The sequence below is a fragment of the Cellulomonas sp. zg-ZUI22 genome, from assembly GCF_017353535.1.
Classification (GTDB): domain Bacteria; phylum Actinomycetota; class Actinomycetes; order Actinomycetales; family Cellulomonadaceae; genus Cellulomonas; species Cellulomonas wangleii.
Map to the genome: position 1 here is coordinate 1,170,312 of NZ_JAFMUZ010000001.1, position 14,487 is coordinate 1,184,798.

At 75.3% G+C, this 14,487-nt stretch carries 16 protein-coding genes and 1 tRNA gene; 6 read left to right on the forward strand and 11 right to left on the reverse strand.

The genetic code is table 11. The annotated features are described in order from the left end of the window. Positions 1-6 precede the first annotated feature (6 nt). Positions 7-1,287 carry a glycoside hydrolase family 3 N-terminal domain-containing protein gene (locus J1G43_RS05325; RefSeq protein ID WP_207378089.1) on the forward strand — a complete coding sequence of 427 codons (1,281 nt, stop codon included), beginning with the start codon at positions 7-9 and terminating at the stop codon, positions 1,285-1,287. A gap of 48 nt (positions 1,288-1,335) precedes the next feature. Here J1G43_RS05325 and J1G43_RS05330 read toward each other — a convergent pair whose 3' ends face one another. The 4 genes from J1G43_RS05330 to J1G43_RS05345 form a co-directional block, all read right to left on the reverse strand. Continuing rightward, on the reverse strand, positions 1,336-1,746 hold the full coding sequence (locus J1G43_RS05330; RefSeq protein ID WP_207339272.1) for a TIGR03618 family F420-dependent PPOX class oxidoreductase: 411 nt from the start codon (positions 1,744-1,746) through the stop codon (positions 1,336-1,338). A gap of 139 nt (positions 1,747-1,885) precedes the next feature. Continuing rightward, positions 1,886-2,974: an NADH:flavin oxidoreductase/NADH oxidase gene (locus tag J1G43_RS05335; protein WP_207339271.1), complete on the reverse strand. Its 1,089-nt coding sequence runs from the start codon at positions 2,972-2,974 to the stop codon at positions 1,886-1,888. A gap of 181 nt (positions 2,975-3,155) precedes the next feature. Continuing rightward, a complete protein-coding gene (locus J1G43_RS05340; protein ID WP_207378090.1) occupies positions 3,156-3,368 on the reverse strand; it encodes a hypothetical protein in 213 nt (70 codons plus the stop codon). 198 nt (positions 3,369-3,566) lie between these two features. Beyond that, a complete protein-coding gene (locus J1G43_RS05345) occupies positions 3,567-4,286 on the reverse strand; it encodes an MBL fold metallo-hydrolase (RefSeq protein ID WP_207378091.1) in 720 nt (239 codons plus the stop codon). 81 nt (positions 4,287-4,367) lie between these two features. Here J1G43_RS05345 and J1G43_RS05350 point away from each other — a divergent pair, with 81 nt between their 5' ends. Next, positions 4,368-4,931, forward strand: a complete 564-nt coding sequence (locus tag J1G43_RS05350; protein ID WP_207339269.1) for a TetR/AcrR family transcriptional regulator — start codon at positions 4,368-4,370, stop codon at positions 4,929-4,931. Between the two features lie 14 nt (positions 4,932-4,945). On the opposite strand, the gene J1G43_RS05355 is transcribed toward J1G43_RS05350, so the two are convergent. Then, positions 4,946-5,146 carry a hypothetical protein gene (locus J1G43_RS05355; RefSeq protein ID WP_207339268.1) on the reverse strand — a complete coding sequence of 67 codons (201 nt, stop codon included), beginning with the start codon at positions 5,144-5,146 and terminating at the stop codon, positions 4,946-4,948. Positions 5,147-5,370: 224 nt separating this feature from the next. Here J1G43_RS05355 and J1G43_RS05360 point away from each other — a divergent pair, with 224 nt between their 5' ends. Then, positions 5,371-5,589 (forward strand): hypothetical protein, encoded by a 219-nt coding sequence (locus J1G43_RS05360; protein WP_207378092.1) that lies wholly within the window; start codon positions 5,371-5,373, stop codon positions 5,587-5,589. On the opposite strand, the gene J1G43_RS05365 is transcribed toward J1G43_RS05360, so the two are convergent. Both J1G43_RS05365 and J1G43_RS05370 read right to left on the reverse strand, forming a co-directional pair. Then, a complete protein-coding gene (locus J1G43_RS05365; RefSeq protein ID WP_207378093.1) occupies positions 5,562-7,889 on the reverse strand; it encodes a hypothetical protein in 2,328 nt (775 codons plus the stop codon). The genes J1G43_RS05360 and J1G43_RS05365 overlap by 28 nt on opposite strands. Before the next feature lie 121 nt (positions 7,890-8,010). Then, the gene (locus J1G43_RS05370) at positions 8,011-8,364 is read right to left on the reverse strand and encodes a DUF4440 domain-containing protein (RefSeq protein ID WP_207339266.1); all 354 of its coding nucleotides are present in this window, start codon (positions 8,362-8,364) and stop codon (positions 8,011-8,013) included. A gap of 84 nt (positions 8,365-8,448) precedes the next feature. Between J1G43_RS05370 and J1G43_RS05375 the strand changes: the two genes are divergently transcribed. After that, the gene (locus J1G43_RS05375; protein ID WP_207339265.1) at positions 8,449-8,865 is read left to right on the forward strand and encodes a YafY family protein; all 417 of its coding nucleotides are present in this window, start codon (positions 8,449-8,451) and stop codon (positions 8,863-8,865) included. A gap of 165 nt (positions 8,866-9,030) precedes the next feature. Here the strand turns inward: J1G43_RS05375 and J1G43_RS05380 are convergent, their stop codons facing one another. Together J1G43_RS05380 and J1G43_RS05385 are read right to left on the reverse strand one after the other, a co-directional pair. Further along, on the reverse strand, positions 9,031-11,463 hold the full coding sequence (locus J1G43_RS05380; protein ID WP_207378094.1) for a LamG-like jellyroll fold domain-containing protein: 2,433 nt from the start codon (positions 11,461-11,463) through the stop codon (positions 9,031-9,033). A 110-nt stretch (positions 11,464-11,573) separates the two neighbouring features. Then, entirely contained in the window at positions 11,574-11,723 is a 150-nt protein-coding gene (locus J1G43_RS05385; RefSeq protein ID WP_207378095.1) for a hypothetical protein, read from the reverse strand. An 18-nt stretch (positions 11,724-11,741) separates the two neighbouring features. On the opposite strand from J1G43_RS05385, the gene J1G43_RS05390 reads away from it, so the two are divergent. Next, positions 11,742-11,867 carry a RidA family protein gene (locus J1G43_RS05390; RefSeq protein WP_242635521.1) on the forward strand — a complete coding sequence of 42 codons (126 nt, stop codon included), beginning with the start codon at positions 11,742-11,744 and terminating at the stop codon, positions 11,865-11,867. 103 nt (positions 11,868-11,970) lie between these two features. Continuing rightward, positions 11,971-12,429 carry a DUF1772 domain-containing protein gene (locus J1G43_RS05395; protein WP_207378096.1) on the forward strand — a complete coding sequence of 153 codons (459 nt, stop codon included), beginning with the start codon at positions 11,971-11,973 and terminating at the stop codon, positions 12,427-12,429. A gap of 192 nt (positions 12,430-12,621) precedes the next feature. Here the strand turns inward: J1G43_RS05395 and J1G43_RS05400 are convergent, their stop codons facing one another. Both J1G43_RS05400 and J1G43_RS05405 read right to left on the reverse strand, forming a co-directional pair. After that, positions 12,622-14,148: a hypothetical protein gene (locus tag J1G43_RS05400; RefSeq protein WP_307859483.1), complete on the reverse strand. Its 1,527-nt coding sequence runs from the start codon at positions 14,146-14,148 to the stop codon at positions 12,622-12,624. 206 nt (positions 14,149-14,354) lie between these two features. Continuing rightward, positions 14,355-14,427 (reverse strand) — tRNA-Lys (locus tag J1G43_RS05405). Positions 14,428-14,487: the final 60 nt, after the last annotated feature.

Consider the following 14,487-nt stretch of genomic DNA (forward strand, 5'->3'; position numbering starts at 1 on the left):
GCGGCGATGAGCGACCCATTGCCGCCACGCGCGCGCGCCGCGCGTGAGCCGGCACCCCGGCACGCGCGGAGGCGGGCGGTACGGAGCCGGGGTGTCCTGCTCGTGCTGTGCGCGCTGCTGTCGGTGGGAAGCGGGACGCTCGCGGCCGACCACGAGCGGGGCGCACCGGTCGACGCCGCGCCGTCACCGGCCGCACCGTCGTCGGCCGCACCCTCGTCCGCACCGTCCCCCACGCCGTCCTGCACACCGGCGTCGCTGGAGCAGCGTGCTGCGGTGACGCTCGTCGTCGGGCTGCCGGGGGTCGTCGACGCCGACGAGCCGCTCGCGCGGGACGTGGTCGGCCTGGGGGTGGGTGGGGTGTTCCTCTCGGAGTCGAACGTGCGCAGCCGCGCGCAGGTCGCCGAGCTGTCCGCCGGCCTGCGCGCCGCTGCCGGGCGACCGCTGCTCGTGTCCACCGACGAGGAGTCGGGGCGGGTCGCGCTCATGCGCGACGTCGTCGGCGCCGGCCCGTCCCCGCGGCGCCTCGCCCAGCGCGAGACGCCCGAGCAGGTGCGCGCCCGGGCGGCGACGACCGGGCAGGCGCTCGTGGCCGTGGGCGTGAACCTGGACCTGGCGCCCGTGCTGGACCTCGACGACGGGCCGTCGGGAGGGGTGATCGGCGACCGGTCGTTCAGCGCCGACCCCGCGGTCGCGTCCCGCTACGGGCTGGCCTACGCGGCAGGGCTGGCCGACGCCGGCGTGACGCCCACGGTCAAGCACTTCCCCGGGCACGGTCGCTCCCGCGTCGACTCGCACCGGGCGTCGGACGTCGTGGACGCGGGCCTGGACGAGCTGACCGCGACCGACCTGGTGCCGTTCCGGGACGCCGTCGCCGCCGGTGTGCCGGTCGTCATGCTCAACCACCTGCAGTACGCGGCCCTCGACCCGGACCTGCCGGCGTCGCTCAGCCCGCGTGCGTACGCCCTGCTGCGCGAGATGGGCTTCACGGGGGTGGCGATCACCGACTCGGTCGGCATGGGTGCGGTCAACCTGCGGTGGGACTTCCCCGAGGCGGCCGTCCAGGCCGTGACCGCCGGCGCCGACGCGGTCCTGGCCACGGACGGGGCGCACGCGGTCCGCATGCGCGACGCCCTGGTGGAGGCGGTGCGCAGCGGGCGGCTGCCCGAGGAGCGGCTGTCCGAGGCAGCCGCCCGCGTGACCGCGCTCGCGGGCGGCGACCCCGTGGCCATGGGGTGCGTCGACGTCGACCTGCCGCAGCCTGCGACGGCGCCGGTGCCGACGCCCTGACGGCAGCCGGGCGCGGGCCGGGCCGGACCCGCGCACCCGCCGCCGCGGTCAGTCCTGCTTGGCGGCACCCCACCCGTGCCAGCGGTCGATCTCCACGCGGACGCTGACCCGCGCACGGTCCCGCACGGGGTACGGCTTGCCGCCGTAGTGCGTGGACAGGCGGTCGATGTCCACCAGGTCCACGTCGTCGACGATCTCGACGACCCGGCCCTGCACGCTCACGTGCGTGTACCAGTCGTGCTCGGCCAGCGCGGTCAGCGAGACGTGCGGGTTCTCCCGCAGGTGCCGCAGGCGCGCCCGGGACGCGTCGAGGTTGAGCAGCACCCGGCCGTCGTCCTCCAGCAGGTACCAGGTGGCGACGGTGACGGGGTACCCGTCGGGGTGCACGGTGGCCATGACGGCCGGGTTGGGCCGGGTGAGCAGCTCGATGACGTCGGCGGGCAGCGGGGGCTGGGGCACGGTGGGTCCTTCCGGTGGGTCGGGTGTCACCCCATCCTCGTGCCGGATCGTGTCGCCGCGACCCGGGGGCGACGTGCGTCGTCCGGTGCCGTCCGCGCGCCGCCCCTGGCCGTCCCGTCCCGGGTCGGCCGCCCGACGATCAGAGCAGCGCGCGTGCCCGGTCGTACTGCGGCGGGAGCGGCAGGTCGGCACCGAGCGCGACGGCCGCGCGGTGCGGCCAGAACGGGTCGACCAGCAGCGGCCGCGCCAGCGCCACGGCGTCGGCGGACCCGTCGGCGACGACGCGCTCGGCGTGGGCGGGGTCGGTGATGGCGCCCACCGCGATCGTCGGCAGCCCTGCCTCGGCCCGCACGCGCGCGGCGAACGGCACCTGGTAGCCCGGCTCGACCGGCACGTGCACGCCGGGCAGGTTGCCGCCGGTGGACACGTGCACCATGTCGACGCCGAGCGGCGCGAGGTCGCGGGCGAGGCGCACGGTGTCGTCGGCCGTCCACCCGGCGGGCTCGACCCAGTCGGTCGCCGAGACGCGGACCAGCAGGGGCATGCCGTCGGGGATCGCGGCCCGCACCGCCGACGTCACCTCGCGCACCAGGCGGGTGCGGCCGTCGAAGCCGCCGCCGTACCCGTCGTCGCGCACGTTGGAGTCCGGGGAGCAGAACTGGTGCAGCAGGTACCCGTGCGCGGCGTGCACCTCGACCACGTCGTACCCCGCCGCGACCGCGCGGCGTGCCGCGTCGGCGAAGGCCGCGACGACCCCGGCGATGCCGTCGACCGTCAGCGGCGTGGGCACGGGGTGACCCTCGGCGAACGGCACCGCGCTCGGCCCCACCACGGGCCAGCCGCCGGCGCCGGGGGGCACGGGGGCGCCGCCGTTCCAGGGCGCGTCGGTGCTCGCCTTGCGGCCGGCGTGCGCCAGCTGGACGCCGGCCCGTGCGCCCTGCGCGTGCACCAGCTCCACGACCCGCCGGTGGGCCGCGACCTGGGCGTCGTCCCACAGGCCCAGGTCGAACGGGGTGATCCGGCCCTCCGGGACCACCGCCGTGGCCTCGACGATCACGTGCGCGGCGCCCCCGGCGGCCCGCGCGCCGTAGTGCTGCAGGTGCCACTCGGCCGGGGCACCCGCGTCGGGGCCGTCCGCGACCGCGGAGTACTGGCACATCGGCGCCATCCACACGCGGTGCGCGAACGTGGTCCCGCGCAGGGTCAGGGGCGTGAACAGCGTGGGCATGGGGTCCTTCCGGTCCTGGGTGCCGGCGTGTGCCGGCACCCAGCATCCCCGACGTCACGCGACCGCAGCGCCGTGCGGTGCAGCCCGCGCAGCGCTGGTCGTCGGGCGCTGCCGCACGCTGCCGACGGGCGCTGCGGTCGTCGTGACGGAGGGTCGCCCGGTCGAGCGGCCCGGCAGGTGCCTACCGCGCCGGCTCGTGGCCGGCGCCTGCCCCGGTCTCCCCGGACCAGCCGGACGCCTCGAGCGGCGACAGACCCGGAACGGCCTGCCGCCTCAGCGGTGGCAGGCGCAGGGCGGGGACGCTGCGCCGTGCGACACCGAGGGCGACGGCCAGGGTGCGGCCGTCGGTGCGCGGGGTGCGGGGGAGAGCGGTACCGGTCGTCGTGCTCCTCACGGAGCCTCCTCTCCACGACGGACCTGGGTCATCCGTCACCTTCCAGCATCGGCAACCGGATCGCCCGGGTTGACGCCGAGAGGCGGAGTTGGTCCGTCGCCTGGTGCACCACCTGGTGCGGGCATGGTCCGGCGGGCCGGATCCCGGGGGCGGCACGTCGGGGTCGGCCCGTGACCGGGTTCCACCCGGGGCGTGGGCTCAGCGCGCGGCGGCGGCCCGTCGCACGGCGGCCTGGGCGTCGGCCAGGTCCCCGCGCCACGGGGCGCCGTGGCCGGGGATCAGCCAGCTCGCCGCCAGGCCGGTCAGCCGCTCCAGCGACGCGAGCGCGAGCACCGGGTCGTCCGTGAACGGCGCCGGCTGCGGACCGGTCCGGCCGGTGAGCACGTCGCGCGTCGTCAGGGCGTCCCCGACGAAGACGGCGTCGGCGACCGGGACGTGCACGGCGATGCTGCCGGGGGAGTGCCCGGGCATCGAGACGACACGGGGTGCGCCCGGCAGGTCCAGGACGTCACCGTCCTGCACCTCGACCACCTCGGTGAGGTACGTGGTGCGCCAGCCGCCCTTGCGCAGGGCGTGGGCGACGAACCCGAGGACGGCGCCGAGGCGCCAGGAGCCCAAGGCGGGCCGGAGCTTGTCGCCGCCGCGCGCGCGGTCCGCGTCGGCGGCGTGGACGTGGACCGGCACGCCGTGGTCCCGACGCAGTCGCTCGGCGAACCCGAGGTGGTCGGTGTCGCCGTGCGTGAGGACGACCCCGCGGACGTCGTCGAGCGTCCGGCCCATGACGCGGAGCTCGGCGAGCAGCTCGCGCCAGTGGCCGGCGAGCCCGGCGTCGATGATCGTCACGCCCTCGGGGGTGTCGACGAGGTGGACGGCGATGACGTCGTTGCCGATGCGGTGCAGGTGCGGGCCGAGCCTCATGGGTCCTCCTGGGAGCGTCCGTGGTTAGATGGCTAACATACGTAGCCATCATGGCTAACGTCAATAGCCATAGGAGGATGCATGCCGACGCCGGAACGCACGTCGCTCGCGGACATCGTCGCCGCCGGGCGCGACCTGCTGGAGGACGGCGGGCCGTCGCGCCTGACCATGCAGGCCGTCGCGGAGCGGGTGGGGGTGCGCGCGCCGTCGCTCTACAAGCGCGTGCGGGACCGGGACGCGCTGCTCCGGCTGGTCGCCGCCGCCACCGTCGAGGAGCTGGGGGAGCGGCTCGCGGCCGCCGAGCCGTCGGTCGCCGGGCTGGCGCATGCGTTCCGGGCGTTCGCGCACGAGCGGCCGGAGGGCTTCCGGCTGATGCAGTCCCTGGGCGCGGAGCCCGCAGCGCTCCAGTGCGCCAGCGCGCCCGTGCTGCGCACCGCCGCGGACCTGGTGGGGCCGGAGCAGGCGCTGGACGCGGCGCGGCTGGTGACCGCCTGGGCGACGGGGTTCCTCACCATGGAGCTGGCCGGGGCGTTCCGTCTGGGAGGTGACGTCGCGGAGGCGTTCGAGTTCGGCGTGGCGCGGCTCTCCGCGGCGCTGGCGCCGACGGGCCCGGGCCCGGGGGGTGGCGCCGGCGGCGGCGTGTGACCGGGCGGGGCGGGCTACCGGCGCCGGGCGGCGGGCGTGCCGGCGCCCGCCCACCCGGAGGCCTCCAGCGGTGAGCCGCCCGCGACCATCCGCTGCTCCAGCGCGGGCAGGTGCAGCGGCGGGATCGTGCGGCGCACCAGACCGAGCGCGATCGCGAGCGCCCGCTCGCCGTCGCGCCGGACGTCACCCACCGTGAGTGCGACGACGGTGCTCACGGTGGCCCCCTGCCGTGACGTGGTCCTGCGACGTGGTCCTGCAGAGAGGAGAGTGCACGGGCTCGCGTGATGCCGTGGGGGCTGCGTTTCGCCCGCCGTCGGCTGCGTCGGTGCGTCCGACGGCGTGCTCTCGGTGGCCGGCCTGGCCGTACGGATCGCAGGGGGCGCAACGCGCGCTCCGGGTCGGGTACCGCCCGCAGCAGGTCGGCGGGCTCGTCGCCTCCGTGGCGCTGCTGCTGGTGCTCGCCGCCGGCGTCGCGCCGCTGAGCGTCGCGGCCGGGGTCCGCACCCGGTCGGCATCCGGCACGGACCACGCGCGGGCGGCTGACGACGCGCCGCGGATCGTCGCGCTGTTCCTGGAGGGCGCGGGCCGAGCGGGAGTGGGCGCGGCGAGGCCGAGCGGGGGTGCGGGCGGCTACCGCGGACGCCTGCTCCAGGAGTAGGCGAGGCGGTAGCGGCCGTCGCTGAACCAGTCGGGCATGTCCTTGTCCTGCGCGTGGTCGGCGCCGTCGGCCTCTCCGGCGCCGGGGACGACGAACTGCGCGGCGGTCTTCTCCCCGCTCCCGAGCTCCTCGAGCTCGACGGCGACGCTGGTGGTGAAGGCCAGCGGTGCGACGAGCATGGTGTGCGGCCGGCGGGGGTCGGTGTCGACACCGGGGACCACCCCGCCCACGGGCGCCACGCCCGGCAGGTCGGACCGCACCACCCAGTCGATCGTGTCCGAGAACGGGCGGTCCGTACCCGACTCGTCGAGGCAGTAGAAGTGCATGTACCGCAGCACGTGGAGCTCGACCTGGACCTCGAGGGACACCTCCTCCTGCGTCCCGGTCCTGCTGCGGACCCGCGCGAGGAACGTCCGCTCGCGCGGGTCGACGGCCGGCCACGTCACCACGGGCGTGGTCCCGGTCTCCTCGTCGGTCGCGACGGACGAGAGCGGCGCGTCGAGCTCCGAGGGGTCCGTGCCCCGCTCGGTACCGGGGAACAGCTCGATCTCGACGGGTACGGGGTCCCCGGCGCGGTTCACCGCGCGGAACCGCAGCGGCTGGGTCGGCACCGTCATGTCGTCCAGCTGCACCTCGTGCCAGCGAGGCTCGACCGGCGAGGCCGTCACGGACTCCTGCGGCCAGAACAGCGGGTGCGAGGGCACCCAGGGCTGCAGCCCCACCGCGTCGGCGGACGTCCGGCCGAACACGGCGTGGACCTCGAGCCGGACGGTCCGCGACTCGGTGTCCGTGTCCAGGCGGTGCAGGCGGACGAGGACCTCCTGCTCGGTGGAGGTGATGACGCGGCCCTCACGCAGCTGCACCGGGTCGGTCGACCGTCGCCGGTCGGGCAGCTGCGCTGACAGGTCGGCAGGGCGGAAGAGTCGGACGTCGACCAGCGGTGGCACCTGCCCGTCGTCGTCCTCGATGTCCAGGCGGTACGAGCCGCCCGGCAGCGACAGCCAGCGGACCTCCCCGTGCTGGACGCGGTGCCACTCGACGGGTAGCGGCTGCGGCGGCTTCCCGACCGGGGCCGGTGGCAGCGTGCCGTCGCGCGCGGTGGACGGGGAGCTCCCGTCCTGGCGGTGACCGATGATCGCGCTGACGCCGACGTGGTCGGAGACGTCCTGCGTGCCGGGCGGTGCGGCCAGGTCCACCGGGGCGAGGCCGATGGGCGCGGACCCGCCGGTGCTGCCCAGGCGCAGCTCCCGGGCGAGGCTCAGGTGCTGCACCCCCAGGGAGCCGAAGGCCTCCGGTGCGGTGGCGGGCGTGGACCCGGACAGGTCGTAGCAGACGACGTAGTCCAGGCGCTCGCCGGAACCGGGGTGCGACAGGCACAGGTCGGGTGCGCGGCCCGGCATCAGCATCTGGGTCCACCCGTCCCAGGCGACGGCCGCCCGGTCGCCCGTCGCGGGTGACAGGTGCCGGTCCCACTCGGACGGCATCACGCCCGACGCGTCGGGCCTGCCCGGGATGTTGAGGTCGCCGAGCAGGACGCCGTGCGGTGTCCCCAGCGACCGCATGGTCTCCGTCATCAGCCAGTCCACCTGGCGCAGCTGGGAGACGCGGATCCCCACGTTCGGGTCCCCGCCCTCGTCGGACTGCATGTGCGTGAACCCGAGCACGACCGGTCCCATGTTGTTGGGGTCGGTGAGCGCCACCGCCCCGATGCCCTTGGGCGCCAGCGCGTCCCAGCCCGTCGCGCCGAGGTACCGGTCGTAGACCCAGGGCGACGTCCCGCCGCCGTCGACCGGGATGGGCAGCAGCGGCACGCGGGACAGGAGAAGGAGCCCCGAGTCGTCCATCCACGAGCGCAGCGGTCCTTCCACGAGGTCGTCCCAGGCCTCGGCGACGGCCTCGACCTCGACGTCGACCACCGCCGCGATCACCTCCAGGACGGGCCTGGGCGTCCGCTGAGGGGGCGAGGGGGACCGCAGCTCGGGGCCGAGGCCGGCGACGACCCAGTCGTACCGCGTCGTCGCCGGCCGCGCGGGGTCCATCGCCCGGCTGACGAGGGCCTCGCGCGTGTCGGCGTGGAAGATCTCGTTGAACACGACGACGTCGTACGGCGCGCCGAGGACCATGTCGGCGAGCCGGTGGCCGATGTCACGGGCGTCCGCGTCGGTGAAGATGCTCGTGAAGGACGCCACGAAGGCGCCGAGGGGGTCCTCGCGGACGTCCCAGTTGAGGATGAACGTCGACATCATCCCGGCGTTGAAGGTCGCGACCCGCAGCGGGCCGCGCTCGGGTGTCCGGGCCATGGGGCCTCCCCAGCGCACTGGTCGGCGGTGTGGCGCACGTCACATATGGTGTGAACGCCAGTAAAGCGGACACCAGGGGCGGTGGGGAAGCCTCGCCGGTGGCGCCGGGGTCACCTCCGGGTCACAGCCCCATCGGCGTCAGCACGCCGATCTGCCAGCCTTCGGGCCCGTCGAGCAGCTGGTAGACGAACCGCTCCTGCACCGTGCCGCCGTACGACCAGGTGACGTCCGCCCACACGCTGTGGTCCGTGGCCGCCAGCACGCGCACCTGCGGCTCAGCCTCGGTGACGCCCTCGTACGAGGGCCACGTGGAGGCGAAGAAGTCCCGGGTCTGCTGCCGGTCGCCCACCGCGACCGACCGGCCCGGGAACGCGATCAGCGCCGGCACCGCGTACATCGCGGCGACGGCGTCGGCGTCCCGCGCCAGCAGCGCCCGGGCGTAGCGTGCGAAGAACTCGTCGGTGACGTCGTGCATGGTCCTGCCTCCTGTCCGGTCGTCCCGTACGAGCGACGCTAGGCGGCTATCCCGACACGCCCGTGACGGTGTTGAGTGGCGACCATGGACCGTCACGCGCTCGCGGCCGCCTCCCGCGACGGGCACCTCGCCCTGCGTCGGGTGGAGCGCCACCAGCGCATCCTCGAGCTCCTCGCGAGCGGCCCGCTGACGGCCCGGGCGCTCGCCGAGCGGCTGGGCGTCTCCACCCGGACCGTCGAACGCGACGTCGAACGCCTGCGCGACGCCGGCCTGCCGTTCAGCACACGGCCGGGACGCGGCGGCGGGATCGCCTTCACCCCGACCCGGCGCAGCGTGCCCGTCGTGCTCGACGCCACCGAGATCGGGGCGGTCGTGTCCGCGCTGGCGGTGGTGGGGACGACGTCCAGCGCGGCGACGGCGTCCGCGACGGCGAAGCTCGTGGCGGCGCTCGGGGAGACGCGGGAGGGCGACCGTGCGCGGGAGCCGGGTGGCGTGCGGTGACCGGGTCGGGACGCACCGGCCGCGGACGGGCCCTTCACCGTGGCGCCGGGCGGGGGCCCGCGTCTCGTCCGTGCTCCTCGGCGCCGTGCGGGTCGAGCGGAGCCGACGTGCACCCGGCTCCGTCCACCCGGTCGGGGTGGGCGGAGCCGGGTGTGCTCGGGTGGGTCAGCGGCCCGCCAGCGCGGCCACCTCCTCGGCGCTGAGTGCGGCGGTGTGCACCGTCAGCTCGTCGACCGCGCCCTGGAACGGCGTGTCCCACCAGTTCACGCCGACCGCGAACGTGCCGGTCGTCGTGGTGAGCACCTGCGGGAACCCCGTGCCGGCGAACCGCTGCTCGCCGTCCACGTACACGGCGACGTCGCCGCCGTCGACCGTCAGCGCCAGGTGCGTCCACTCGCCGACCGGGATCTGCCCGCCGGTGCTCGCGTCGTACCAGGCCTCGCCGGACCACACCATCGTGCTGCCGTCCGGGCCGCGCGGGACGACGCTGACCCAGCTGCGCTCGTCGCGGGCGGCGAAGAACGCGGTCGTGTACGGCGTGACCGCGTCGGGGCGCACCCACAGCGACACCGAGTACGTCGGGCCGCTCACCAGGCCCTGCGGGAGCTGCACCCCGCTGGTGCCGTCCAGGTGCAGCGCCTGCCCGGCCACGCCGGGGACGTAGGACACCGTGCCGCCGGTCGTGCCGATCCGCGGGCCGGTGATCGTGCCGGCGGGGAGCGAGCCGCTCGCCTCGGCCAGGTCGCCCTCGAACGACCACGTGCCGGCGAGTCCGCCGGGCGTGCGCTCGGGCACGGTGACCTCGAACCGCACGGTCGCCGTGCGCCGCTCGTTGCGCACGGTGGCCGTCAGCGTGACGGACGCGTCGCCGGCACCGTGCTCGGGGCGCGTCACCTCGCCGTCCGCCGAGACGACGGCCGGGTCGCTCGACGCCCACGCGATCGTCGTGCCGTGCGTCCCCGTCGTGGGCAGCGTCAGGTCGGTCACGACCGCGGACGTGTCGCCCAGGTCGAGGTCGGCCGCGACGGCGGCGACGGCCTCTTTCGCGCTCAGGAGCGGCACCGCGCTGCCCCACAGGGAGACCCCGGCGCGGGACTGCACGCTGAACGTGACGACCCACTCCTGCCGGTCGGGCTGCCACTGCCGGTCGAGCACGCCGTCGTACGTCGCGCCGTCGACCGTCAGGCGCACGCCGTCGTCGCCGCGCAGCTGCCAGCGGCCCTCACGGTCGCCGGTGACCCGCCCGTTCTTCTCCAGCCGCACGGTGACGGCGCGCGTGACCTCGGCGGAGATCGCCTTGCCGTGGTCGACGAGGGCGTACTGCCCGGCGACGTCGGGCAGCCGGAACGTGTCCCTGCGGGGGTCGGGGCGCTTGCCCGGCCGGGCGCCCGGCGCGTCGCCCGCGTAGCGGTACGGCGCCACGACCGGCCAGCCGTGGGCGTTCATCGTCATCCCGTGCACGCGGACGTGGTGCGTCTCGCCCTGCCCCGGGAACCGGCTGTGGAAGACGAGGACGTGCTCACCCGTCGCCGGGTCGGTCCAGGTCGAGTTGTGGCCGGGGGAGACGTACCCCGTGCCCGGGCCGCTGCCGGGGTCGCCGACCTCGCGCTGGAACAGGTGGTTGCCCAGGAGCTTGACGCCGTAGGGCGCGATCGACGCGTCGTCGAAGAGCGGCAGCGACGGGTCGGACCTGACCTCGGACATCGGGTTGCCCTCGGCGTCGACGTACGGGCCGTCGGGGTGCTTCGACCGCGCGACGCGCATGTTGTAGCCGCCGTTCGCGTCCAGGCCGCCGAACGACAGGAACAGGTAGTAGTAGCCCGTGTCCTCGTCGAACAGGATGCTGGGCGCCTCGATGCGGCTGTGGTTGCCGCCGACGAGGTGCTCGCCGTAGCCCTGGCCCGGCAGGGGGAAGCCGGTGAGCGGGTCCATCTCGAGGATGAAGATGCCGCCGGAGTACGACCCGTAGACCATCCACATCCGCCCGTCGGCGTCGACGAACGTGTCCGGGTCGACGACGTTCGGGTGGACGCGCGCGTCGTAGATCTCGCCGTCCTCGCTGGGCTGGTCCCACATGCCCGACCGCAGGAAGACCCCCTGGTCCTCGTAGGGGCCGGCCACCGAGTCGGCCACGGCCAGGCCCATGGCCGAGCGCGGGGAGTCGCCCTTGCAGGCGTTGTAGTACATCGCGAAGCGGCCGTCGGGGAGCTGGATGACGTCAGCGGCCCACAGCGTGTCCGTCTGCGCCCACTCGAGCGCCTCGGCGAGCTCGGTGGTGACGTCCTCGAAGATCGGGTTGTCGGGGGTGACCCCCGCCGCGACCTGCTCCCAGGCCATCAGGTCGTCGGTCCGCGCGACCTGCAGGTGCGAGCCGAACACCCAGATCTCGTCGTCGGCGACGACCACGGACGGGTCGTGCACCGTGGCGTCGACGAACGTCGGGGCCGCCGGAGCGGGCTGCGGGCGGCCGGGTCCTCCGGCGTGGCCCGGCGGACCGGCGGTCGCGGGTCCAGCCCCCGCCCCCGCGACGAGCGCGAGGGCGAGGGCCGCGGCGAGGGGGACGAGCGGGACGGCGGTCCGGGATGGTCGGGTGCGCACGGGGGCCTCCTGGGTGCAGCGCTGGACGCAGGGTGGGCGCGGCCGGGCCGCGCGATCCGACCGTAGGGCGGATCTCCAACGTTGTAAAGGGAGGGACCGTGACGAGCCGGTCAGTCCCGCACCGCGTACGCCTCGACCTCGCCGAGCACGTCGGGCTCGACGAGGTGGTCCACGCCGATCGCGGACAGCGGCGGCAGCGGCGTGGGCAGGCCCAGCTCCTCGGTGACGTCCTCGATGCCGGCGACGAAGTCGGCGTACATCTCCGGCTGCCAGCCGCCGTGGCCCCCGGCGACCTGCGCGGCCGGCTCGCACAGGCGCTGCGCAGCACCGCCCGGGGCCTGGCCGGCGCGGGCGCGTCGTTCGCCGACGTCGTGCGGCTGTGGTTCTTCGTGACCGAGGCGTGACCCGACACGTCGGCGCGCGCCGCGGCTCGTGCCGGACGGACGGGCATGCCCGTCGGCGCTGCGGGCATGGACGCGCCGGCCCGGGTGCGGTGCGCTGGGCACCATGAACGCCACGTCCCTGCTCGCCCTCGCCGCCGCCGTCACCACCGCGCTCACCGGCGGAGTCCTCCTCGCGTTCTCCGCTTTCGTGATGACGGGCCTGCGTGCGCTGCCGCCGGCCGACGGCGCCGCCGCGATGCGCGCGATCAACCGTGCGGCCGTACGACCACCGTTCATGACGGTCCTCTTCGGGTCTCTGGTGCTCGCGGTCGTCACTGCCACGGTCGCGCTCGTCACGGGAGCGTCGACGGCGGTGCTCGCGGTGGCTGCCGCGGCCGCGCACCTGCTCGGCTGCGTGGGGGTCACCGCAGCAGCGAACGTGCCGCTCAATAACGGGCTGGAGGCAGCCCTCGACCCCGCGACGCAGTGGCGCTCCTACGTGCCGCAGTGGCTCGCGTGGAACCACGTGCGCGTCCTGGCCTGCGCGGTGGCCGCCACGCTCCTCGTGCTTGCCGCGCGCTAGCGTGTCGGCCGGGGCGGTGCCCGGGCGCGTGCCCGGACCGCAGGTCTCCTTGAGCCACGTCGCGACGGGCGTGGCGTCGGCGCCGGGTCCGCCCCCCTGGTCGGCCGTCCCCCTGACGGACCGAGCGGCGCGACCGTGGACGGCCGATCCCGCGGCGCGGTTGCGGCGGCCACGCGCGCGTGACCGCAGATGTCAGTTGTGGGCTCCCACCACCTCGATGAGCTCGCGCGACTGGGCGACGATGGCGTCACGCCACGCCTCGAACGTCGCGTCCGTCACGGCGAAGTCCGTGGCGAAGTGCTGCATGTCCGGGGTGTGGATGTGCCCCGCCGGGATGCCGAGCCCCGCCCGGTCGCGCAGCAGCGTGTTGCGGTACGCCGACTCGTTCGAGAGGTAGGCGCCGCCCCCGCCGCTGCGCGCGCACGAGTCCTCGGGCGGAGGTGTCGGCTCGACGGCGGGCGGGTACGTGTCCTCGCGCTGGAAGGCGTCCTCCAGATCCCGGGAGTCGCAGCTGGGGAAGTACGTGTAGCTCGTGTTCCACAGCACGCCGAACGCGACCGACTCGTCCTCCCACCCGTCGCCCGGCGGCCGGGGGACGTCCGCGCCCGTGCGCGCCTCGATCATCTGCTCGATCGGCAGCGTCGACGCGGTCCACTGCGGCGGATCCGTCAGCGTGTCGCCGCCACCCCAGCGCGCCGGCACCTGCGTGTTGCAGCCGGGGTTGTCCTTCGCGAGCTGCGGGGCGCTCGTCAGGGGCGCGGGCGGGCAGGGCGCGAAGTCGTCGTTCCCGGCGACGTCGCCGTGGTAGCGGCCGTTCCACTGCTCGAGCGCGAAGAACGCGCCGCCCGCCTGGCTCATGGTGATCGACGCGTCCAGCCGGGCGTCGCCGGCCTCCATCAGCGGCCCGACCGTGTCCTCCAGGTACCCGCGCTCGAACTCGGGGTAGTTGACCGGCAAGGTGTACGCCTCGTAGTGCACCGTCGTGCCGTCGGGAGCGGTCGTCGTCGTCCCGTCGATCGCCAGGGCGGTCGCGCCGGACGGGTTGCCGTGCCGGATCTGGTTGCCGACCGTTCCCCGCGCCCGGCCCGTGTCGCCGCCGTCCAGCGTGAAGGGGTCGAACCCGCTGACCAGCACCCGCGTCACCTGGTCGCCCGTCGGCAGGTCGATGTCGTGCATGCCCCGGGCCGCCCGGTCGAAGGCATCGACCAGCGACGCCCGCTCCTCGGTGGAGAGCGTGAAGTCCGGGCTCCACTGGTGCAGCACGGACATGGCCTCGAGCCGCGTCCAGTACAGCGGGCGGTCGTCGCTCGCCGGCAGCTCCCCGGCGACGCCGTCGGTCGACTGGGCGCGCGCGACGGCGTCCCGCCACAGCTCGGTGCCCAGGCGCTCGACGACGGTCGTCGCGTCGGCCAGGGAGTCCTGCCTGCAGACCGCCTCGGCGAGGGCGGCGGTGAACTCACCGAACCCGGCGCCCTGGACCATCGCGCGGGCGAACGTGCGGTCGGCGGGCTGCGACGGGTCCGCCGCGTCCGGCAGGACGGCCGTGAGGCGTTCCTCCTCGACCGTGACGGGCAGCGAGGCGTCGGTGCAGCCCTCGGGCGCGAACCCGGCGACGATCGCGCTGAGCTCGTCGGACGCCTCGTCGAGGGCGGTGGTCGACCGCTCTTGCGGCGCGAACTGCGCGGGCGAGCAGCCGACCAGCAACACAGGACCGAGCACCAGCGCCAGGCCGGCGGCGACGGGCGCCCTCCGCCGCGAGCGTGCACCCGGTCGAGCGTGCGGAGAGCGGCCGGGCACACGACGCATGCAGCGAGTTCCTTCCGAGTGACTACGGGGCGACACCGATGATCTAGCTCGCTCGAGCCTCTCACAGGCCAGGAGTCGACCGACCGAGGCAGGCCCACGCGGCGTTTCCGCAGGTCAGGTGGGCCCCGTGGGGATCGAACCCACAACCCGCGGATTAAAAGTCCGCTGCTCTGCCAGTTGAGCTAGAGGCCCGGGTGATGAGGGGTTCGTGGAAACCACGGGACAACACCCGTGTCGTCCGCGGGCGCCGGT